The sequence below is a fragment of the Bacteroides sp. AM07-18 genome (assembly GCF_003602695.1).
Classification (GTDB): domain Bacteria; phylum Bacteroidota; class Bacteroidia; order Bacteroidales; family Bacteroidaceae; genus Bacteroides; species Bacteroides uniformis.
The window spans coordinates 58,845-81,621 of record NZ_QTLM01000010.1 but is presented as its reverse complement, the minus strand read 5'-3'; the positions used below and the strand labels follow the sequence as shown (position 1 = coordinate 81,621).

The 22,777-nt window shown below is 48.7% G+C and carries 15 protein-coding genes; 2 read left to right on the top strand and 13 right to left on the bottom strand.

Annotation, left to right across the window (positions count from 1 at the left end):
* Positions 1 to 99: 99 nt before the first annotated feature.
* Positions 100 to 1,959, top strand: coding sequence for an SLC13 family permease (locus DW096_RS12880; RefSeq protein WP_005832990.1), 1,860 nt, complete (start codon positions 100 to 102; stop codon positions 1,957 to 1,959).
* 147 nt (positions 1,960 to 2,106) lie between these two features.
* Here the strand turns inward: DW096_RS12880 and DW096_RS12875 are convergent, their stop codons facing one another.
* The 13 genes from DW096_RS12875 to DW096_RS12815 form a co-directional block, all read right to left on the bottom strand.
* Positions 2,107 to 4,458, bottom strand: a complete 2,352-nt coding sequence (locus DW096_RS12875; protein ID WP_199711489.1) for a TIM-barrel domain-containing protein — start codon at positions 4,456 to 4,458, stop codon at positions 2,107 to 2,109.
* Positions 4,459 to 4,543: 85 nt separating this feature from the next.
* Positions 4,544 to 6,850 carry a helix-turn-helix domain-containing protein gene (locus tag DW096_RS12870; RefSeq protein ID WP_369904480.1) on the bottom strand — a complete coding sequence of 769 codons (2,307 nt, stop codon included), beginning with the start codon at positions 6,848 to 6,850 and terminating at the stop codon, positions 4,544 to 4,546.
* A 2-nt stretch (positions 6,851 to 6,852) separates the two neighbouring features.
* Positions 6,853 to 8,058 (bottom strand): hypothetical protein, encoded by a 1,206-nt coding sequence (locus DW096_RS12865; protein ID WP_061411322.1) that lies wholly within the window; start codon positions 8,056 to 8,058, stop codon positions 6,853 to 6,855.
* Between the two features lie 11 nt (positions 8,059 to 8,069).
* Positions 8,070 to 8,714: an ATP-binding cassette domain-containing protein gene (locus tag DW096_RS12860; RefSeq protein ID WP_117962709.1), complete on the bottom strand. Its 645-nt coding sequence runs from the start codon at positions 8,712 to 8,714 to the stop codon at positions 8,070 to 8,072.
* 41 nt (positions 8,715 to 8,755) lie between these two features.
* Complete coding sequence (locus DW096_RS12855; protein WP_098031960.1) at positions 8,756 to 10,309, bottom strand: DUF4836 family protein; 1,554 nt, start codon at positions 10,307 to 10,309, stop codon at positions 8,756 to 8,758.
* A 22-nt stretch (positions 10,310 to 10,331) separates the two neighbouring features.
* Entirely contained in the window at positions 10,332 to 11,030 is a 699-nt protein-coding gene (locus DW096_RS12850; protein WP_009038062.1) for a 16S rRNA (uracil(1498)-N(3))-methyltransferase, read from the bottom strand.
* 1 nt (position 11,031) lies between these two features.
* Positions 11,032 to 11,616 carry a bifunctional nuclease family protein gene (locus DW096_RS12845; protein ID WP_098031961.1) on the bottom strand — a complete coding sequence of 195 codons (585 nt, stop codon included), beginning with the start codon at positions 11,614 to 11,616 and terminating at the stop codon, positions 11,032 to 11,034.
* 26 nt (positions 11,617 to 11,642) lie between these two features.
* Positions 11,643 to 12,899 carry a nucleoside permease gene (locus tag DW096_RS12840; RefSeq protein WP_117962711.1) on the bottom strand — a complete coding sequence of 419 codons (1,257 nt, stop codon included), beginning with the start codon at positions 12,897 to 12,899 and terminating at the stop codon, positions 11,643 to 11,645.
* Between the two features lie 314 nt (positions 12,900 to 13,213).
* Positions 13,214 to 14,395 (bottom strand): class I SAM-dependent rRNA methyltransferase, encoded by a 1,182-nt coding sequence (locus DW096_RS12835; protein WP_057097518.1) that lies wholly within the window; start codon positions 14,393 to 14,395, stop codon positions 13,214 to 13,216.
* 39 nt (positions 14,396 to 14,434) lie between these two features.
* Positions 14,435 to 15,058, bottom strand: a complete 624-nt coding sequence (locus tag DW096_RS12830) for a 3'-5' exonuclease (protein ID WP_005826911.1) — start codon at positions 15,056 to 15,058, stop codon at positions 14,435 to 14,437.
* A 3-nt stretch (positions 15,059 to 15,061) separates the two neighbouring features.
* Positions 15,062 to 15,616 carry a DUF5063 domain-containing protein gene (locus tag DW096_RS12825; protein ID WP_008665189.1) on the bottom strand — a complete coding sequence of 185 codons (555 nt, stop codon included), beginning with the start codon at positions 15,614 to 15,616 and terminating at the stop codon, positions 15,062 to 15,064.
* 64 nt (positions 15,617 to 15,680) lie between these two features.
* Positions 15,681 to 17,771, bottom strand: coding sequence for a BT4734/BF3469 family protein (locus DW096_RS12820; RefSeq protein ID WP_016272917.1), 2,091 nt, complete (start codon positions 17,769 to 17,771; stop codon positions 15,681 to 15,683).
* Positions 17,772 to 17,860: 89 nt separating this feature from the next.
* A complete protein-coding gene (locus DW096_RS12815) occupies positions 17,861 to 20,680 on the bottom strand; it encodes a glycoside hydrolase (RefSeq protein WP_118930901.1) in 2,820 nt (939 codons plus the stop codon).
* A gap of 427 nt (positions 20,681 to 21,107) precedes the next feature.
* Between DW096_RS12815 and DW096_RS12810 the strand changes: the two genes are divergently transcribed.
* Entirely contained in the window at positions 21,108 to 22,451 is a 1,344-nt protein-coding gene (locus DW096_RS12810; protein WP_005832925.1) for an ATP-binding protein, read from the top strand.
* The last annotated feature ends 326 nt before the right edge of the window (positions 22,452 to 22,777 follow it).

Here is a 22,777-nt window from a genome sequence, read left to right as displayed (position 1 = left end):
GATTGGTTCATCCGGCGGGAAAGGAATTAATAACAATTTACTTTTGTTGGTGGAGAGATTTATTCTGCTTAAATTTGTGCATTCTTAATATACATATTTATGCTGATTACCCTTATTATCCTTGTTCTCTCCGCTGCCTTTTTTGTAGCAGGCAAAGTCCGTTCGGACATTGTGGCGCTTTGTGCGCTGATTGGTTTATTGATATTTCAGATTCTTACTCCTGAAGAGGCCCTTTCCGGCTTCTCCAACTCGGTGGTGATTATGATGGTGGGCTTGTTCGTTGTGGGCGGCGCCATTTTTCAGACCGGGCTGGCTAAAATGATAAGTTCGCGCATTTTAAAGCTGGCGGGCAAGAGCGAACTGAAACTCTTCTTGCTGGTGATGCTGGTTACCTCTGCCATTGGTGCTTTTGTGAGCAATACGGGAACGGTGGCTTTGATGCTGCCTATCGTGGTGAGCTTGGCGCTGAGTGCCGGAATGAATCCCAGCCGTCTATTGATGCCTTTGGCTTTTGCCAGCAGTATGGGCGGTATGATGACACTTATCGGTACGCCTCCTAACTTGGTCATTCAGAATACATTGACGGGAGCGGGCTTTGAACCGCTGTCTTTCTTCTCCTTCTTGCCGGTGGGCATTGTGTGCGTGATAGTGGGAACTTTGGTTTTAATGCCTCTGACCAAATGGTTTCTCTCCAAGAAAGGCAAAAAGAATGACGGAACATTGTCGGGTAAATCATTGGACCAACTGGTACAGGAGTACGGACTTTCCAGCAACCTGTTCCGTTTGAGGGCTGTCAATGATTCCCGTCTGATAGGAAAAACCATCATAGACCTGGATGTACGCCGCAAGTATGGTCTGAATATCATTGAAGTACGGCGTGTAGACTCTTCCCAACATAGATTCCTGAAAACTATTACCCAGAAATTGGCATCACCCGATACGACTATTTGGGTGGGCGACGTGCTTTATATTACGGGAGAGGTATCGAACGTAAATCGTTTTGCTGAAGACTTTTTAATGGAAATGCTCGACGGGCATACCACTGAAGAAGCCTCCAAAGCCGACAAGTCCCTTGACTTTTATGACATCGGAATTGCCGAAATCGTGTTGATGCCCTCTTCCAATATTGTGAACCGGACGGTGAAGGAAGCGGGGTTCCGTGATAAATTTAATGTAAATGTATTGGGCATCCGTCGTAAGAAGGAATATATATTACGTGAATTGGGACGTGAGCGTATGCATAGTGGCGATGTTTTGCTGGTGCAGGGTGCGTGGCAGGACATCGCACGGATAAGCAGGGAAGATTCCGATTGGGTGGTATTGGGGCAGCCTTTGGCAGAAGCCGCCAAAGTGACGCTGGATTATAAAGCGCCCATAGCTGCCGCTATCATGGTGCTGATGGTTGCCATGATGGTCTTCGACTTTATTCCCGTGGCCCCGGTGACAGCGGTGATGATTGCCGGCTTGCTGATGGTGCTGACGGGATGTTTCAGGAATGTGGAAGCCGCCTATAAAACGATAAACTGGGAAACAATTGTACTCTTTGCAGCCATGCTCCCCATGTCTCTTGCACTCGAAAAAACCGGTGCCTCGGAATATATATCCAACAGTCTTGTGAGCGGATTGGGCAGTTATGGTCCTATTGTGTTGATGGCAGGTATCTATTTCACCACTTCATTGATGACCATGTTCATCAGCAATACGGTGACGGCAGTGCTGATGGCCCCTATTGCTCTTCAAAGTGCGATTCAGATTGGAGTAAGTCCCGTTCCGTTCTTGTTTGCCGTGACGGTTGCGGCAAGCATGTGTTTCGCTTCTCCGTTCTCTACACCGCCCAATGCACTGGTGATGCCGGCAGGACAATATACATTCATGGATTATATAAAAGTGGGGCTCCCGTTGCAGATTATTATGGGAGTGGTGATGGTATTTGTGTTGCCGTTGCTGTTTCCTTTTTAGCAAAGTATATGACCACTTCATTATGCTGTAATATTGGGCGCGGATTACGCGGAATAACGCGGACTATGCAAATTGAATTCTTGAAATTTGCGTAATCCGCGCCTAAAAAATAGTAAGGTAGTTTTGACACGTTCCTCCTTTTTACTGTTACAGCTTTATACTCTTTTTCTTTCCTGCATAGCTTATTGTTTTTCCACCTTTCATCGGCCGGTCTCCCGTACCGGAGTCCTGACCGACCAGGACAACCTTGAACTTGCGGCTTTTCAGCATACCCGGAAAACTACCTTCTCGCTCTTCTATTGTCAGACGACGGGCCTTGTCGTCCCAATGGAAGCGGATGATGGAATAAGCTCCTTTTTCGTAGTTGTAGTTGTCATTTTCGTCCTCGTAGAGGGTGAATGTGCCGTCGGCACCCGGATAGATGCGTATCTCCAGATTGTCCCAATTCTTTTCGGTGGAATACTGTACTTTGGGACCGAACGGCAGGATACTGCCGGCTTTTACATAGACGGGCAGAATCTCTTTCGATACACTGCGGTTCAAGGTCTGTCCGCCCTGCTGTTTTTCGTTACTCCAGAAGTCCCACCAGTCTGCGCCTTGAGGGAGGTAAACCGGCCATTCCGTCACTTCCGGCCGGGTGACCGGTGCTACCAGTAGGGAGCGTCCGAAAAGAAATTCGCCGCCAACTTCATGTGTTTTAGAGTCCGCTGCAAAATCCATCACTAAAGGACGCATGAATGTACCGTCATTGTGGGACACATCCCAGGAAGTGCTGTAAATGTAGGGCAGAAGGTGATAGCGCAGATTAATCATCTTCTCCTGGGCATCGAAACACCACTCGCCACGCTTGCCGAAGTTCCAGATTTCACGGGGCAACTCCGTACCATGTGAACGCATCATCGGGCAGAAAGTGCCGAACTGCATCCAGCGTACATACAGTTCCTGGTATTTGGGGTTCTTGGCTCCTCCCTCCTTGTTCCAGCGTCCGGCAAAGAAGCCGCCTATGTCACTGTTCCAGTTCGGAATGCCCATTAAGGTGTAGTTCAGTGCGGCAGGAATCTGTTTCTCCAGCATGTCCCAAGTGGAGGTCACGTCACCACTCCAGGTGTTGCAGCCGTAATGTTGTTGTCCGATAAATCCGGAACGGGTTAGGATGACAACGCGTTTGTCTTTGCTCAAAGCCTTTTGATGCGAGGCTATTCCGCTGTTGTGCATCAGTGAGTAGGCGTTCTTTACACTTCGGTAAGATCCCAAGTGAGTGGGGAGATCATAGTCCGATTCTTGTCGGTTGATATGGTCGGGCTCTGTAGAATCGAGCCACCAGCCGTCGTTGCCGATGTAACTGAAAATGCCTTTATTCAGATATTTCCAATAAATATCCCTTGCTTCGGGATTGTAGACGTCGTAGGGGCGTGCGCCACTTTGTGGAGGCCAGGTATCAAAATTGATAATCATGCCTTTGGCATCCAGCTCCTTGCGTTGCTCTGTGTGGGTGCCAAAGCCGGGCCATGCCACAATCATCAGCTTGGCATTCAGCTTGTGTATTTCGTCGGCCCACTTCTTGGGGTTGGGAAAGCGTTCAGGGTCAAAGCTGTGTGAGTTCCACGCACTGTCCGTCTTCTGATATTCGGGCCAGTAGCGCCAGTCTTGAATCATACAGTCAATGGGAATTTGTAGTTCGCGATGCTTCTTCAAGACATTCAGGCTTTCTTCCTGCGTATGATAGCGCTCCTTGCTTTGGAAGAAACCGTATGCCCACAGTGGAAGCATGGGGGAGTGTCCCGTCAAGTCGCGCACCTGGGCGATGATGCCGTCGGCGTTTCCGCCATACATGAAATAATAGTCCGCACAGTGTCCCAGGCTCTGGAAAGCGAGTTCCTGCGGAGTATCCATGAATTCTGAAATGGAGTAGTTGTCCCAATATACGGCATAGCCTTTCACGGGCGACATGAAATAAGGAGAATAGGTGAACATGTTCTCGTTCTGCATGTGGTGCATGGAGTTGCGGCGGTTGAATTTGCCGTCCATCACTTGTCCTACTCCGTAGATGGGTTCGTCTTTATCCAATAGGAAAGAGCCCCTTACTTGATAGGAGGGAGTGCCGGCATCATTCTTATCGGCAAAAGAGGTGCCGTAGTCCTTGTCTTTCAGCAGCTCGTTGCCGGCGATGGTATGGAAACTGATGCCTCCGGTTGCCGGATTGACAAGAACTTTCAATATAGAAGATTTCAGCACGGTTTGTCCTGCTTCCTCCGAAAAGTCCACTTTGACCGTTTCGGGTGATTTGACCACTACCAGACTTTCTTTGTTGTAGGGTTTGCCTTCGGGAGTTTTGTAAACCCGCACAATGGAAGGCGAATAGAATTCCACACGGATGTCCATTCCTTGTGTGGTGCATTTCATTCCTTGAGGTGTGCGCTCTGTGTTCTGGGCGGCACACAAGTTTGCAAGCATGGTTGCACAAGTCAGCACGAAGCCGGCTCTTTTCATAAAATTCATTTTCATGGTTCTTTTAAAATTATGCTGCAAAAGTAGCCTTGAATCCCCTTTAGGTGGCAACAATCTTGTTGAAACGGAACAATACTCAGGTTGATTTCTGCATTTTCTCCGCATATTCCGAGGGACGGCAGCCGTACATTTCCTGGAAACATTTGCTGAGATAGCTGGAACTGCTGAAGCCGGTACGCTCTGCGATTTCCGTAATGCTGAGGCTGCCTTCCAGGATGAGTTGTGCCGCACGTTGCAAGCGGATGTTGCGGATGAAGAGGCTGGGGGACTGGTCGAGCATGGCTACCAGTTTCCGGTAAAGTCCGGTGCGTTCCATACACAAGTCGCGGCTTAGCTGCTCTACGGAGTAGCCGGGTACATGCAGGTTCTTTTCCACCAGTTCGATAGCTTTTGTCAGGAAAACAGATTCGGATGCGTCTTGCTTGTTTTCTGTTTGGTGAGGTTCGGTATGGCTATGTACACAAGTTATGTTTTTTCCTTCCGGTGATTTCTTTTGTTCCGCTTCATAACGGTTGCACTGTTCTATCAAGTTGCGGATGCGGAGCAAAAGGATTTCTTCTTTGTGTTTCCGTTCCATCTCCTTCCGGGTGCGGTGTATGTAGAGGCGGATACTTGCCGCAATGATGGCGATTGACAAGACTATATAGATGACGTATGCAACGCCGGTTTTCCACCAGGGAGCATGGACTGTCAGGCTTATCCGGGCCGTTTGCTCTTCATTCCAATGCTTTCCATCGTTAGAGGCCATTACCTTGAAGGTGTAGCTTCCCGGTGGCAAGTTGGTATAGGGAGCTTGGAGAATGCCGTTGCTCTGCTTCATGTTGCCGGCGGTTACCCATTGTGCGTCGATACCTTCCAGCTGATAGCGGTAATGGGTGTGCTCGCGGTTGAAGTAATTCAATGCGGAGAACTCGAGAGTAAGGAAGTTCTGGTTGTGGCTCAATGATATTTCTTTCACATAAGGAGAGGCTTCGGGTAGTATAGTCCGGTTTTCATAGCTTCTGCCCGGGAGGATGCATTCTCCATGCACATGGATTGCCGTGAAAACCGGTGGATAGGGCAGACTGGAAGATGGGGGCTCCGGATTGGGGGAAAAGATGTTGCATCCGTCGGCGTCTCCGAAATAGAGCGTTCCGTCATGTGACACGAATGCCGCTTCCGAACCGTACTCCCCTTGTAGCTCTTTGGGCAGGGTGGATGCTTCTACCGGTATGAGTATCCGGTTGCCGTCTTCCTGCGGGTCGAGCTTATAGATAGCTGTCCGGTCCTTTATGAATATGTTGCCGTCCCGGTCTTCCGTAAAGTTTGCTACGGCTGTATTTCTTTCAAGTGATAGGGGGAAATCCTTCTTGTCTATGTGGATGTGCTTATATAAGGCCGGATGGTAGTACAGCAATCCTCTGTTGAATGTTCCGAGCCATAAAGCTCCTTGCCGGTCCTGGAAAATCGTACTGATTTCTGTAGCAAGGACGTTGCCCTTTCGGGTCCTCAAGGTGGGCATGTAGTGGCGTGTCCTCTTTTCGGGGTCAATAATCCAAAAGCCACGGATGCAGCTGATGTATGCTTTCTCATCTGCGGAGATCATCAGTGTATTGAGGGTATACTCTGTTTCCATCAGCTTCTCCCATGCTCGCTTATGGAGGTCGAAATGGAAAAATCCTCCTTTAGAGCCGTTGCGCAGTTGATAGAACCCGTTTTTTCCTCTGAGTATGAGGGAGGTGTTTTGGAACTTCTCTTGTTCCGTCCGGGGATATGCGGCAATGTCATACTGTTGTTTTCCGTTTTTTACATCATAGCACACGATTTCTCCCGTGTCATGGAACAGATACAGAGATTCTTCGTCTGCAGTCAGGTCTTGTATCGTTCCCCGGTCTTCAGGCAGTTTCAATCGGAAGGAAAGTTCCGGCTGTAACAGCTCGCCATGGCTGATTACCCAGACAAGCCCCCGTTCGTCCGCAAACAAATCCTCTATGGGATGCTGCATGCCTTTCTGTTGAAAGACGGAGTCCAGGTTGGCAATGTATCGCTCGTTATGGAGATTGATGCACATCAGCCGTTGGTAATCCTTTATCCACAAGAGGGAATCGCCGCTCAGATAGACATGGTAGAAGCCCTTGTATTGTTTCAGCGGATATATATCTTCGGGGGTGGGCTGCAGGGAGGTGAAGTTGGCTCCATCATACAGATTGACGTTCCGGGTGGTGGTAAATACCATTCTTCCGTCCGGAAGTTGGAGGATATAGCGTATCTGGTTATCACTCAGACCGTGCGAGGTGTCAATGGTAGTGAATAGAAAGTTATTGGCAGAGCTGGGAAATGCCATGCTGAGACATAATACCAACACTACCATGAACTTTATATCTGTTGGATGGATTTTTCCCATCTTTATTTTCCCCCTTTCCAGATACTGATAATTTTTTTGCCTATTGCCAAAATATTCAGCAGTGATACAGCAAAAAATAATAGGCAACCGGTCAATATGCATGGAAGCAGTGAACCGCTCTCCAGTTGCGGGAAGAGGTTTTGGACTACTTCTATATAGTAACTGCGTACCCATGCCACGCAGCCGATGGCGAGGAGCAGTACCAGTACATTCAGCCCTACTGTCAGTATATAATAAGGCGTGGCTACCCGCGTCGGGCTATATCCTATCAGCAGCAGGTTTTCCAGTTTTACCGTATTCTTTTGGAGAAGCAGGAAGATACTCAGCATCAGGATGTAGAATGACAGAATGCTGATGAACAGTCCTACTCCCATGACAATAGCTGTAATGAGGCGCAGGAAATAAGTTGTCTTTCCGGCATCCAGATTGTTGCCTTCGGTTTCGTAATTCTTTTGCTGGAAATAGTCGGTGATGGCTGTGTCGGTAGGATTCTTCACTTCCACAATAAGTCGGGACGGTTCAGCTTCTTTTTCCGGTGCAAAATTCTTGTTGGCCCAGTCCATGAAGGATTGGGGGACGAGAATGGTATTCAGCCGGTTGGAGAATCCTACAATGTTGCCTTTATATTGTTCCACACGTCCGTTGCCCCGCATCATGATATCCATCTGTACCAGACTCATCAAACCTTCGGAGAGTTTCGGCAGACTCCGGCTTTGTGCAAAGCCAAAGTTATAGAGGTTCAGATAATTGCGCGGAACGATGATGGGAATTATCCGGGTATCTTCATCAAAATGCCATTTGTCCAGACTGACATCCACATATTCGTCGGGTACAGACTCGAAAAACATCTCTGTCGACAAGCGGATACCGGCTTCCTGCATACCGAGTCCGGCAGAGACTTTGAACAAGGAAGGAGTGAACGCGCCTACCCCTTTGGTGAAAGGTTGGGCTTTCAGGTCTTTTATCTCATCTTTGGAGAAGGTATTGCTTTTCCCGGCAAAGCTGCCCAAAGTACTGATTTTCTTGGTAGCAATGATATAATCCTTCTTCATGAAACTGTCCCCTTCCGTAAAAACGGGAAGGACATCACGATAGAATTGTACGCTCAGCAATACAATCATCATGCCGAAGAGATTGGCGAGGAAAAAGCCTGCCAACTGTCCGACACTGATGTGCTGGCGGAGAAGTTTCCAAACAAGTCGGTTCATATTAGCCACATTTATAATTGATAAATTTCATCATAATCCAATTCCAGATGTTTGCCGATGGAAGTCACTATGATTCCCGCTCCTTGGCGGCTGGCTTCTTCTGTCAGCAGCCTGCCCATGATTGTTCCGTTCTCGTCATCCAGATGGCTGATGGGTTCGTCCAGGAAGATGAAGTCGAAAGGCTGGCAGAGGCTGCGGATAAAGGCGACTCTTTGTTGCTGGCCGAAAGATAGCTTCCCGGCTTTTTCGTTTACCTTGTCGGCAATGCCGATTGCCTCGAATAGGGTAAGGACTTCTTTCCTTTTTTTGAAGTTGGTAAGCCGGTTCTTCAGTTGTATGTTCTCGATGGCGGTAAGTTCGGGAAAGATACGCAACTCCTGAAAAAGAATGCTGAGGGAGTGTTTGCGTATATCTGTCCAGTCATTGACGGAGAGTGAACGGATATTGAGCTCATCAAAGTTGATGATTCCCTGATAATCGTTGCGGTAACCGTAAACATAGCTGCAAAGCGATGATTTTCCGGTGCCCGAAGCGGCTTCTATGAGATAACGTTTCCCTTTGTGGAACGTAATGTCCCGATGCCATACGTCTGAGGTAATGGCATCACGGTCGGCAAACACTTGAGGTAGTGTTTGCCGTAGGTGAATCCTATTCATGAGTGGTATTAATCCTTAATCTCTAATCCTTAATCCTTAAATTACATTCCTGCAAACTGCTTGATAAAGTCCACAATCTGTTTCAGTGCATTAACATTCTTGTTCTTCAGCTGCAGGGTGACGGTTGCCTTGTCCTCGTTGCCGACAGCTTCCAGATACGAGATATTGCCGAGCAGCGAGTAATAGGTGCTATACTCTTGTCCGCCAAATCCAGCTAGCATTTTTACAACGGGCAGGTCAAGTACGGCTTCCGCATTGATGACAAAGGCTGTGCGCTTGCCTTTCAGACTGGAAGCGAAGTCCGTCTCTTTGGCAGACGGGTCAGCGGTCTTGCATGCATTCTTATACAGCAGTTCGTCATTGGTGGCGTACATCTGTTTGTCTCGTATGCCGAAGAATATGTTGATAGCGCGTGATTTATAGACATATTCATTCTCATTCAATTTCACGATGTCTTCGCCGCGTTTCAGTCCCAGTTCGGACTTTTTCTCATAAAGGGCTTTCAAGGGAGCGTCGTTCTTTACGCTGGCATAGGCCAGGAAAGAAGGATTGCTGTTCATGGTTACATTGATAAGGCCTATGGTCAGGTCGTTGTGGAAAGCACTGAACAAGTCTTTTACTTCAGCGGCTTTGGTAATGGAGAAATCGTTGCGGAACTGCTCATTCTCTTGCAGCACATTGTAGAACTCTTCTCCATTGATACCTATGCTGAATAGCGCCAGGGTAGATTTTGGGAAATACTTCAAGAACGTGTTTTCGATGGGACAAGTACTTTTGATTTGCTTTTCGAAAAGTGCTTTCAATTCTGTGTTCTCGGTATAGCTCTCTACTTTCAGTTCTATTTTCCCTTTTTCGAAGGAGAGACTTCCCAGCATCTTCAAGTCTTTCAGGTCGATATTGTGGGATATTCCGTAATTCAGCGGATTGGCGTATGCACTCAGCAGGCTGGAAGGAGAGATGAGCATATTGATGTCTCCATCCTGCTTTTGCATTTTCTTGAAAGCGGTGTTACTGTTGATGCTGTTTTCTCCGGTCTGTTTCAGCAAGGCGGGAATTCCTTCTTTGACTTTTTCCAGTTGCGATGTGCCGGTGTAGTTCACCACCATAAGCGTGGTAGGAGTGAAAGCGAGCAATGCCCGCTTGTTGATTTGTGCAAAACTGTAACCGTCCGCTTCTGCCACATGGCTGATTATCTGTTCTTTCTCCGTAACTTCCAGAAGCTTCAGCAAATCATCCTCACTTTGAACCTTGGCTACCATGGTGGTGTAGGGGAACGAGGGAGCATTGAAGACATAAATCGGCGCATTGACGTCCACTCCCGATTTGGCAGGGTCTTTCAGTACAGCCTCCAATTGTTGGAAAGTAGCTGTATTCATATCGCTTTTCAAGGCATCTGTCAGCTTTTGCAGTGCTTCTTTAGTCTCTTTATCTTTGGTACCGGCCTTGTCTGCCAATGATTTTAAATTGACAGCGATGACTTGCGAGGCATCGGAAGGAATAACGTTGGTGTATTCTGGCTTTTTGGACGAACAAGCGCTTATCAGCACGATGAGCATTGCCAGTACTGAGAAGTGGAAGAATAGGTTCTTTTTCATATAGTTTTTGTTTTAGTGAGTATCATTGATTCTGTAAATTGAGGATGTGGCAGGCAACCAGTGCCGCCGTCTCTGTACGCAACCTTGATTTTCCCAAGCTGATGGGGATAAAATCGTTTTCCGTCGCCTTCCGGACTTCCTCTTCGCTGAAGTCTCCTTCAGGACCGATTAGTACGAGAGCGTCCTCTCCGGGATGTACCATATCCTTCAAAAGCGGTTTTTCGCCTTCATAACAGTGGGCGATGAATTTCTGACCCGGAAAAGGCTGTGTGATGAACTTGTTGAAGTCTGTCATTTCATTCAGTTGGGGCAGGCGTGCCTTGAGCGACTGCTTGATGGCAGAAACCAGAATTTTGGAGATGCGCTCCGTCTTGATGACTTTCCGTTCCGAGAAACGGCAGTTCAGGAATGTCAGTTCATCAAACCCTATTTCCGTCGCTTTCTCGGCAAACCACTCAGTACGGTCCATGTTCTTGGTAGGTGCCATGGCAATGTGCAGATGACCTTTCCACAAGGGGGCTTGCGGAAGGGTTTCCAGAATATTCACCAGGCAGCGTTTGTTGGTAGCCGTACTGATTTCGGCGCGATAGAAGCAGCCCTTTCCGTCTGTCAGCATAACCTCGTCGCCTGCTTGCAGGCGTAAGACCCGTACGGCATGTGCTGCTTCCTCTTCGGGCAGTTCTGCGTGGGTCTGTATGTCGGGAGTATAGAATACGTGCATGTTACAAATTGTTTTTGAGTTGGTTGATTTGGTCTCTTATCTGTGCGGCTCGTTCGTAATCCTCTTCTTCGATTGCTTTCTGCAGGGCTGTTTTCAATATGCCTATTGTGTCTTCCTGCAACAGTTCGTCTTTGTCCGGCTCGCTGCCTCCCATAGGGTCGGTGGTGCTTTCGCCGGTTTTCAGACATTCTGTTTCGAGAATCTCTTCGTAGACAAAGATAGGAGCATTCATGCGCAATGCCAGGGCGACGGCATCGCTGGTACGGGCATCAATCCGGAGAATAGTCTCTTCGGCTTTCATGTAAAGGTAGGAGTAGAATACTCCGTTGTCTACTTTATAGATAAGAATACGCATCAGTTTTACACCCAGCACCTCAAGAACGGAAGCAAATAGGTTATGCGTCAGCGGACGGGGCGGTACAATACCTTTCATCTCGATGACCATAGCTTGTGCTTCGGTGGCACCTATAATAATCGGAAGCTGGCGCTCGCCGCCCGCTTCACCCAGTACCAGGGCATAGGCGCCCACTTGCGCCTGGCTGTTGGAAATGTTTAGTACTTGTAGTTCTATCTTCTTCTTATTCATACCTATTAAATCAACCTGATTCTCAATCAGTTTTTCTCTATTTTCTCCGGATTATGCTTATAGCGGAATACTATTCCAAATAACAGACCAATGACTAAGGCATATCCTGCAAAGATAAACCATACCGGTGTCCAGTCGCGGCTTACCAGTCCTCCGCCTTCGGCATATACCGAGAAGGCATCCACCACGGCTCCGCTGGCATAACCTCCGATGATGGCTCCCACACCGTTCGTCATCATGAAGAACAAGCCTTGTGCGCTGGCACGGATACTGGGATGTGCTTCCATTTCTGTAAACAGCGAGCCCGATACATTAAAAAAGTCAAATGCCATGCCGTAGACAATCATCGAGAGAATGAGCATCCAGAGTCCGCTTCCCGGGTCTCCGAGGGCAAAGAGCCCGAAACGGAATACCCATGCAAACATACTTATTAACATAACACGCTTGATTCCGAAATGTTTCAGGAAGAAGGGGATGGCAAGGATAAACAGCGTCTCACTCATTTGCGAGATGGAGAGCAGGATGACGGAGTGTTTTACACCGAACGAATCTGCATATTCGGGTATGGAAGCAAACGAACCCAGGAAAAGGTCGCCGTATGTGTTTGTTATTTGAAGGGCGGCTCCCAGCAGCATGGAGAACAAGAAGAAGATAGCCATCTTCTTGCGCTTGAACAACACCAGTGCATCCAGTCCGAAAGCAGAGAGCATCGTTTTTCCTTCGCTGCGCATGGGGGGGCAGGCTGGCAAAGTGAAAGCATAAAGTCCCAGCATGGCTGCCGATATGGCTGCCACATAGAGCTGTGCCGAACTTGCCTTGAACCCGGTGAGGTCCACAGCCCACATGGCACAGATAAAGCCTACCGTTCCCCATACACGGATGGGGGGGAAGTCTTTCACCAAATCCATTTTATATCTTTCCAGCGCATTGTAGGACACGGTGTTAGCCAGGGATAGCGTGGGCATGTAAACAAGCATGTTGAGCAGCATGGCCCAGTACATGTGAGTGTACGTAGTGGCAGTGGAAGCATAAATCAGAGCACCGGCACCGATGAGGTGAAGTATGCCGTAAAGGCGTTCGGCGTTTATCCATTTGTCAGCGATGATACCGGTCAGTCCGGGCATTATCAGTGAGGCTATACCCATGGTTGCAAAGATTGCTCCGATTTGTCCGCCTTCAAAATGTAACGTACCGCCCATGTAACCACCTAATGAAATCAGCCATGCTCCCCAAACGAAGAATTGCAGGAATTGCATGGCAGTGAGTCGGAATTTGATGCTCATAATATTAGCTTTTTATGTTTTGAATTATGTAATAGATGCAAATGTACAATGAGACTAGGAGAAAAACAAGTTCTGTACGGCTTTTTCTTCAACGAAAGAGATTAATGAGGGATGGGTTTTGGGAAGGAATGTATTATAAAAAAAGAAGGGTATCTATCCCAGACACCCAATCTTTATTAACCTTAAATCTAATACCATGAAAAACACAGTGCAAATATACACGGTTTATGTTATATAACATGCTGTTTTGGCGTATTTCTGCTTTTTATTAACTCTATTTAAGAAAAGCAGGCTAACAAAGCCTGCTTTTTCCTTTATTCTACATATAGAACCAGTCCTTTCAGGTATTCCCCTTCCGGATGATAGATGCTGACCGGGTGGTCGGCAGGTTGCGTCAGTTGGTGCAGGATGCGTACGCTGCGGCCGGACATGGCAGCGGCTGTGAACACGGCGGTGCGGAAGTTTTCTTTGCTGACGGCTTGCGAGCACGAGAAAGTGAAAAGAATACCTCCGGGCTTGATTTTTTCGAAAGCCTTGACATTGAGTTTGCGGTAGCCTTGCAGGGCATTGCGCAGAGCATCGCGGTGCTTGGCAAAAGCAGGAGGGTCAAGAACTATCAGGTCGTATTGGTCGCCCATGCGGTCAAGGTATTTGAAGGCATCTTCTGCATAGGCGGCATGGCGGGTGTCACCCGGGAAGTTCAGTTCGATGTTCTTGTTGGTCAAGTCGATGGCTTTGGCGGAGCTGTCCACGGAATGCACCAGTTTGGCGTCTCCACGCATAGCATATACGGAGAAGCCGCCGGTATAGCAGAACATATTCAGTACGCTGCGGCCTTTGGCATAACGTTCCAGTAGCGAACGGTTCTCGCGTTGGTCTACGAAGAAACCGGTCTTTTGGCCTTTCAGCCAGTCGATGTGGAACTTCAGGCCGTACTCCATGGCTACATTGTCCGTGCTACCGCCTTTCAAGAAACCATTCTCCGGATAGAGGTCGGCCTTGAAGGGAAGGGTCGTCTCCGATTTGTAATAGATATTGTCAATCTGGTTGCCCATCACTTCGGTAAGGGCATCGGCAATGGCCATGCGGTCGAGGTGCATGCCGGCAGAATGTGCCTGCATCACTGCGGTGCGGGCATAAATGTCGATAACAAGCCCCGGCAGGTTGTCTCCCTCCCCGTGCACCAGGCGATAGGTGTTGTTTGTCGGGTTTCCGGCTATGCCGATACTGCGGCGCATGTCGTATGCTATGCTGAGTTTGCGTTTCCAGAAGTCCGCATTGATTTCTTCGTCTTGGCGGAAGGTCAGTACGCGTACGGCGATACTGCCAATCTGAAAATGCCCTTTGGCTATGAATTCCTTTTTGGATGTATAGATTTCAACTACTTCCCCTTCTTCGGGCTCTCCGTCGAAATGTGCGATGGCGCCGGAAAACACCCACGGGTGAAAACGCTTTAATGACTCCTCTTTATTGGGTTTAAGGTATACTTTGTACATATATATAATGTGATTAATGTGGTAATGTGATAATGTGCATTACATTACCACATTATTATTGGCTTCTATCTCAAAATCTCCTGTCCGTTTCAGTTCTTGCAGCTTGTTGTAGATGTTGAGGCATGCCCAGGCATCGGTGGCGGCATACAGTTTCTGCGGTTCGGTCAAGGTTTCGGCTTCCCAGTTGGAAAGGCGCTGGCTTTTCGAAATCTTTTCCCCGAAGAGGATGGCATATATCTTTTGCAGGCTTTTATCCTGGATGCCGAAAGCGCGGACGTATTCCTGCAATTCAATGCACGCATGTTGTTCGAAAGGAGCACGCTTGTGCAGCATCATGAAGTCATCCCGCAAGGAAAGGCCTACTTTCGTTACACTTGGGTTTTCCAGCAATGTGATAACCGGCAGAGTCAGTCCCGTCAGGTTGAGGCGGAACAGAAAGCAATGTTCCTCTGAGGAAATCTGCAGCAGGGCCACCTTGTGTATCTGTCCTTTTGTGAACGATGGACGGGTTTCGCTGTCTATGCCCAGCAACGGGCAGGACTTCAGATAGGCGACTGCCTTCTCCGCTTCCCACGGTGTCTGTACGACATGTATCTGTCCCGGAAAGGCGGCTTTGGGCAGGTCTTTCACTGTTTCTTTATCTATTGTTCTTTTGATAACCATAATTTAATATTCAAAGTCTGCGGTTTCCTCCTCTTCATCCTCGCCTTGCGCATACTTCACCTCGTGCAGGGCACGCAGGGTGTTGACAAGCTTTTGTCCCCAATGGAGGCGGAAGTTTTCCTGGCAGATGGCAAGCGAATCGTTCATCGTCTCGTTGAAACCCAGCTGGAATACGAAGATAAAGTCCTTGATGTCCTGGTATATGTCGGCCAAGTCTTCGGAAATGTTCCTGGTGATGGGCTGGTCACTATACTTCATGTCGGATACGAATACGTCCAGGTAGTCGTCTTTCTCGGCTAGGATATTGGCGAGGTTCATGCGGAGTACCTCATAGGTCTCTTCGGTGACGAATGTTTCCGGCGCCTCGTCTCCTATGGTTTCGCACTCGGGCAGCATGGAGGCCTTCAGGTAGAGCAGCGGAAGTATTTTTAAGGAGGTATCGACGAACGCGGAACGTTTCACCCCTTCCGCTTGTTCCAGAAACTTGCAAAACTCGGCGGCTACGGTCACAAACTCTACGGCATTCCGGTCGAATATCACTTGACTTTCTTTTTTCATATCTTCTTGATTTGAAACGCAAAGATAGCGCAAACCGAAAGTAGAAGCAAATTAATTGGCAGGATTATTCTTTTTTCACTACATGATATTCTGTTCCTCTTGTCTTCCGGCGGCTGCTGATGCCCAGTTTGTGGAGTGCACGTCCGAACAGAGCCACTTTATTGATGGACAGCCGGTCTTTGGTCTTGGTTTGCAAGAAGGAGAGAATCTCCATAGGGGTCATCCAGTCTCCTTCCTCTTCATTTTCGGCGGGATGGAAGTGGCAGAGGAAGAGCTGTTCCAACGGTGTGGGCTGTTCAAACTCCCGGTTGGTCTGTTTCAAGATGGCTTCGTCGGAATCGTCCAGCCAGTAGCGTTCACCTTTGGCTATGGCATCCATGGCTTGTGCGTAGAGTTGCCGGTAGTTGATGGTGACATTGGTATGGATGGGGCCGGTGACTTCGATGCAGATGAAACGGCGGCTGCCGCTGGGGTCTGTCAGCAGGTCTTTCTGGTTGCTGGTGGCTATAAAGGAGGCGTAGCGTCTTATTTCCTGGATGGCGGTGCCGTAAGGCTTGCGCAGGTTTGCCACGGGTTTCTGCAGCAGATGCTTTAGAAAACCTTGCTGATTGACGCTGATTTGGTCGAATTCGTCGATGTTTATCAGGAAAAAGCGGCCGAGGCTCCGCTCTGCGTCCTGCTTGCTTTTGAAGTCGATACTGTCGGTATATCCGAAGCGCAGTTCGGGTGGCAGCAGGATGCGGCAGAAGGTACTTTTACGATAGCCTTGGGCTCCGACCAGTAGGGGAGACGTGTTGTTTCCATGCTGACGGTCGATGTTTTGCCAGTGCGCCGTCATGCTGAGAAACCAGCGGTAGAAGAGTTCCCGCCAGTACGGATTGTTGCAGGGGACGAGGTCGGCCAATGCGCGGATACGGTCCTTGCCGTCCCAATGTCCGGTGCTGTTCAGATATTCTTCGATGGGGTTGTACAAGGGAATGGCGTCCGAGTTGAGGTAGCGTGCCACATCTCTGTCCCATACGCTGATTCCTTCTTTCAGGGCATTCTGTCCGATACTGCTTCTTACCCGCTGGTCGGCAGGGCGGAAATGGAAGTGTATGGAGTCCCGTTGGCGGAATTCCAATTCTCCCAGTACGGTGTTCCAGCGGAACTCATAGCGTCTGTTCATGAATTCTTCCAGGCGGAAGGCGGTGATTTGGTCGCGGGTCATGCTGCTGCGGGTGCCGAAGCCTTTGCATTCGCGGTAGAGGTTGTGCAGGGTCATGCGCACCAGTTGTTCATCCGCTTCGCGGTAGTAGTGCATCATGACTTGACGTACTGCCTCTTCTTCGGGAATGCCGGCTTTGTAGCAATGCCCGGCAAGCAGGTAGAGCAGGGGGCGTAGGTCATCGCCCCGTTTCCAGTTTTCCAGCTCTTCGAAGGTACGGTTCAGGGCGGCTTCGAAGAGGATGGAGAAGGTTTGGGAGGCCGGATAGCCGGGGGCAATGCGCATCAGCGGGTTTGCTTCGGTCTGTTTCCGTTGGCCGAAGGTGGGCTCGTCGGGCACGGACAAAGGCTGTTCCAGACAGAAAGGGACGGCAGACGGATTGTAATAGGGACGGTCATCGAGCGTCATGCGGCAGCTTTGCTCCACGGCAGGTTCTTTCAGTGTGACGGGGTAGGGGAGCAGGGGCTGGTAACAGTTTACGGCGAGCCGGTAGGCAGCGGTATGAAACAGCCTGATTTTTTCTTCCTGCCTGGGGCGCGAACCGTCGGGGGTGGCAAACAGTACCCATATTTTTACGCTTCGTCCGCTGCTTCCGCAAAAGGCGGCAAAAGTTTGCGGCAGCAGGGCCGCCTGGCGCTTTACTTGCTCCACTTCCACGGCATTGGCCAGGTGGTTGACTTCAATCTGTACCAGTCCGTTGTAGGTTTTCAGGTATCTTTCCCCCTCTTTGCTGCGGGCATATTCTGCGGCAGGGCAGATGCGTGGTAGTTTGTCTATGCAGGGGTAGTGTCCGTTGCTTCCGGTGATGTGGGGAATGAGGCTGCGCAAGGCGGATATGTGTCCGGCTTTGTTCTCGGTTTTCATCTTCTCCATCAAGGTGTCGCTGGGCCATGTGCTGAATGTCTCTTTGCCGGTTTCACGAGCGGTGCGTATAAGGGTAAGTTTCATGGGGTGCTTGCTGTATTAAAGTCCGCAAAGCTACTGAAAAATGACGGGACAGCCGAGGAAAAGTGGAATTATGATGAAACTTCTCATATTTATTCCGGCTGTACGTCGTAATCCGACTGGTTTTTCACGCCGACAATGTCTTGCTTCCTCACCTCGGTTGTTAATATGTGCTGCAACTGCTGTGAGGTCAGCGTCTCGGTGGGAGAGAACTCAGCCGACTTCATATAGTTTAAAATGGCATTGCGCAGCTGACCTCCTTCCGGAGTGTGGCGAATTGCTTCGAGGTTGCTCATACAAACCAATACCTTACCGTTGTCTACGGCAAATTCGAACAGCAAGCCTAACTTGTGGTTCCGTTCCACATTGTCTACTACTTGGATAAGCGGCTTGTATTCGTGGCGTGTAGCGTTCAGAATAAAGGGGCGGGCATGGCGTACGATGCTCCACCATTGCCAGTTGCTATGGCACTCGGTGGGGAACTGCCGGAACAAGGGATGTTTCTCGTCCATCAGCAAGGAGAGGGTGCCCGGCGAAACTTCGCGGCCGGCGTTTTCCGAAATGCTTTTGAACATGGCATAGTTCCAGTAGTCAGGAGTAAAAAGTCCACCTACACTCTGTTCTTCAATGGCTTTGTGGTCGGGTATAAGCAGTATCTTCCCTCCTTGGCTCAGTCTCTTTCGCGCCTCGTCATCCAAGGACTGACAGATGAAGATGTCCGCTTCGCTTTCCAGTGTCCGGTCGGGGTATACCCATAAGTTATAATAGTTATGATAATTCCCGGTGGTCAGTGTCAGTCGCAATTGGGCAGGCTTGTCTATTTCGGTAAGGGTGCTTTTCAACTCGCCCACCTGCATTACTTTTCCTTGCTCTACATGGGCGGGGACTTTGCCTTCGCGAACAAAAGTTACGCTGTCACTCAGGCTTTCCAGACGCCAGCATAATGCATCAGACCATGGTTGCTCTTCGTAATTTGTCAGGGCGAGTCCTATGTTCAGCTCTTCTTTGTTGCTGTAACAGTAGGTGTCCATAAGCGCCAGCGGTACCACCGGAGCACAAAAGCCGCGGAATGTTTCGGGAGTGACAATGCCTTTGCTGTCCATGAAAGCATCCAGAATGCCTACCAGTGCCGAGCCTTGTCCGGGAAAGTCTTGAAGGTCGAGCATCTGGAATCCGCCTAAACCGGCAGTGCGCAGGCCGTATTCAATATCAGCCTTGTAGCATTCGACGGCAAACCGGCCGGTGGCCTGATGGAATGCGTCAATCTGGTTCTGCAGTCCATTTTCATTGAGCCGGTCACGGAATATCTCCAAGTTATATGGATGCAATACGCCGGTGTATTTCTCCAACTCCTTGTAGTCGGGATAAATTTGGAACTGTCCGGTTTCGTGACTGATGACCGGTCGGGGAGATTTCGCTATGGCAGCAGTATAATCCGCACGGGTATTGGGACGGGTGTTGTTCAAGATACCTCCCTTTTCGGCATCGACAAAGGCAAACGAACTGCGTACGTGCGTTGTATAGCCTTCGCCTCCTCCTACCCGGCAGGTTGTCAGATAATCTTCACCGTCTATGGCACCTCCCCAACCCAGGAAGTTGTTGGAACCGAACGAATAGAGATGGCGGTTGTCATGTTTTCTGAATCCGTCCAGCCAATTGCGCATCAGGTCAACGTCGCCACCCAACTCGTTGCCCAGTCCCAACATGGTGAATGAGGGGTGATTGCCCATGTAGTCGAGGGTCATATAGGCTTCGTTCAGCAAGAAGTCATTCAGGCGATGGTTGTCCGGTGAAATGCTTCCCCATAAAGGCAACTCGGCTTGGAAATAGATACCCTCGATGTCGGCAGCGGCAAAAGCGGCGCGGGGCGGGGTGTAGGAATGGCAACGGTAGTAGTTGATGCCATAGCTCTTGGCTGTTTGAAAAACTTTTCGCCAGGACTTTACATCCATCGGCGCATATCCGGTAAGTGGGAATACGCAAGCGTCGTGTTTGCCGCGCAAGAAGGTCTTGAAGCCGTTTATGGTGAACTGAGTACCTTCGGTGGCAAAGTCGCGCATGCCGAAATCTGTTATTATATTGTCTTTGCCCTCGTTTGTGGCAAGGGACACGTTCAGTGCATAAAGTGTGGGGTGGAATTCGCTCCATGTCTGCATTCGGTTCCCCATGTCGAGCACCAGTTCTATCTTATTTTCGCCTTTGCTCAAGCCGACTTGTTTTTCCATGTCCGGCAACCGGTGTTCTTGTTGGGTGTTCCACGTCTTGGCGGAAAGGGCCACTATGCCCGATTGCTCCGAATCGCTGTATATGTTTACATGGATGCGGGCCTTTTTCTCCTTTACAGACGGGTAGACTTGTACCTGCTTGAGATAGGTGTGCGGGGTCGCTTCGATGTAGAAATCGCCCAGAATGCCGTTCCAGTTGGTTTGTGTGCCGTCGGTCCAGGCATGCGAGCTTTGGATTTCGGCTGGTACGGAGCTGGGGGAATTGTCAATGCGTATCTTTATATGGTGGCTGCCGGGTGCCAAGGCCGGCAGGCTATAGCAGTGAGGTGCATAGATATGTCCCAACGTGCCGACGCTGTCCCCGTCTATCCAGAGAGTACTGGGCTTTGTACGTTCCATGAAGAGTATCAGGCGTTTCCCTTCCATCTGTACGGGAATTTCAACATCTTTTTCATATTCTACGATGCCGGAGTAGGGATAAGTCCGTGTCAACTGGGAGGTTACATTGGTGGGATGCCTGCCGTCTCCCAACTTGTTTTCATCCGTCGTACCGGGCAATGTGCAGTTCCCTAATGAACTGTTCCAATTTCCTGATAAATCGATTCGTTCTCTTATTGTCTGGAATTCTTTTTTGTCTGTACATGATGCCAGACATGCCAATAAGCATAATACAATGAAATTTCTCATAAACTACCTGTTTTTCATGGCCGGTGATTGATTGACCGGTTGCAAATATAGGGCATTGCTCCCGTCTCTCTGTATACAAAATGTTTCCAATTATGTGACGGGATGTTTTTTATTGCTATCTTCATGCTTGATATTAGTGTTGTTGAGTGTTCGTCATTATAACCAATCTTTTCACCATACGTCGTTACTCTATTGATTTTTCCGTGTGCTGCAACCGGTAAAAGTTTTTCTGTCTTTCAATCTTGTTCTGCAGTTCCTCTTCGGTGGGCATATAAAGCATGCATTTGGATACTGTTACTAAATTGGAAAAACGGCAATTTGTGTAGGCGTAAATCTTGGAAAAGTGGCATAAATCCTTTATATTTGCAATGGAAAAGAGGCATAGTGTGATTATTGCATTTAATAATCGAATAAACAAGAATAGGTTATGATAAAAAGAAAGATAGATGATTACATTCGCAATTACTACGAAACTAACCGTAACGCCCTGCTTATTACCGGAGCACGACAAATAGGTAAGACATATTCCATTCGTCAGTTCGGTAAGACGTTTAAAAGTTTCATTGAAGTCAATTTCGTCGAGATGCCCGAAGCGGTGGATTTGTTCAAGGGAGCAAAGAGCAGCGGTGATATTCTGCTCCGTCTATCGGCAATCACCTCCGTGCCGCTCATCAAGGGTGAAACGCTCGTCTTTTTCGACGAAGTACAGCAATGTCCCGATATTGTTACGGCAATTAAGTTTCTGGTGGATGACGGTTCGTATCGTTACATCTTGAGCGGTTCGTTGCTGGGCGTAGAATTGAAAGACCTGCGCTCGGAACCGGTTGGCTACATGGGTGTAAAGGATATGTTCCCACTCGATTTCGAGGAGTTTATTTCGTGTGTGGGTATAAATGACGCCGTTATCGGGGCATTGCATGAGGCATGGCGGAATCGCACTGCCGTCGATGAGTTTGTCCACGGCAAAATTATGGAGCTGTTCCGGCTCTATCTTGTTGTGGGCGGTATGCCTGCGGTCGTGAGCAAATATCTCGAGAGTAACAACCTGCAAGAGGTGATGACTGTGCAGCAGGATATCATTCGTCTGTACAAACGTGACATCGCCCAGTATGATCCTAATAACAAACTCTACATCGAGGAGATTTTTAATCTTATTCCCCCTGAGCTAAACGCTAAAAACAAACGCTTCATACTGAAACGATTGAATGAGCACGCAAAGTTCGACCGGGTCGAGAACAGTTTTTTATGGCTGACGAACGCGGGCGTGGCGCTACCCGTCTATAATGTGGAGGAGCCGAAAATGCCGCTCCTGCTTGCACGTTCACGCAATCTGTTCAAACTCTTCCAAAGTGATATCGGACTGCTGGCCAGCCAATATGCCGAGGGCATTCAGATGCGGATTATAAAAGGTGATAAGGACATCAATTTCGGTTCAATTTACGAGAATGCCGTAGCGCAGGAGTTGGTGGCTCACGGCATTGTTCCCTACTATTACAACAACAAGAAGCGCGGTGAATTGGATTTTGTTATTGAGCTTGAGGGTAAGGTACTGCCTATTGAGGTAAAATCAGGTAAAGATTACGAGACACACCGCGCTTTGTCCAACATCATGGATTGCGAGGAATACGACTTCTCCGAAGCAGTTGTGTTCAACAACGGTAATCTACGCGTCGCAGGTAAGATTATCTATGCCCCGATCTATATGGCGATGTTCTTCGAGAAAAGCAATGTTGCTCCGACTTTTTATAAAGTGGATTTATCGGGACTGTAAAGTGTTCTATTCGGAAAATAATGCTTGCTATTGAAAAAGATTAGCATTCCTTTGCCAAGCCCCCTGCTTTTCATTATCTTTGCCTCTGTAGTTTGTAGTTGCGCACAGTCGTGGAATGTCTTTCTCATAGTTGTGAAGAAGGTGTATCACAAATATGAAGAAGGTAAACCACAGCTGTGCGCATCTTTTTTTGATAAGCTTTCAGCAGAAGGAAGAACGCTTCTTTGCGTAAGGAAGACCCATGCTCTGCCTAATGAAAGCCGGTACTTTGCATGAGCGAAACCTGCAGACAGCAACAGAAATGAATCTAAAAATGGAGGAAAGAA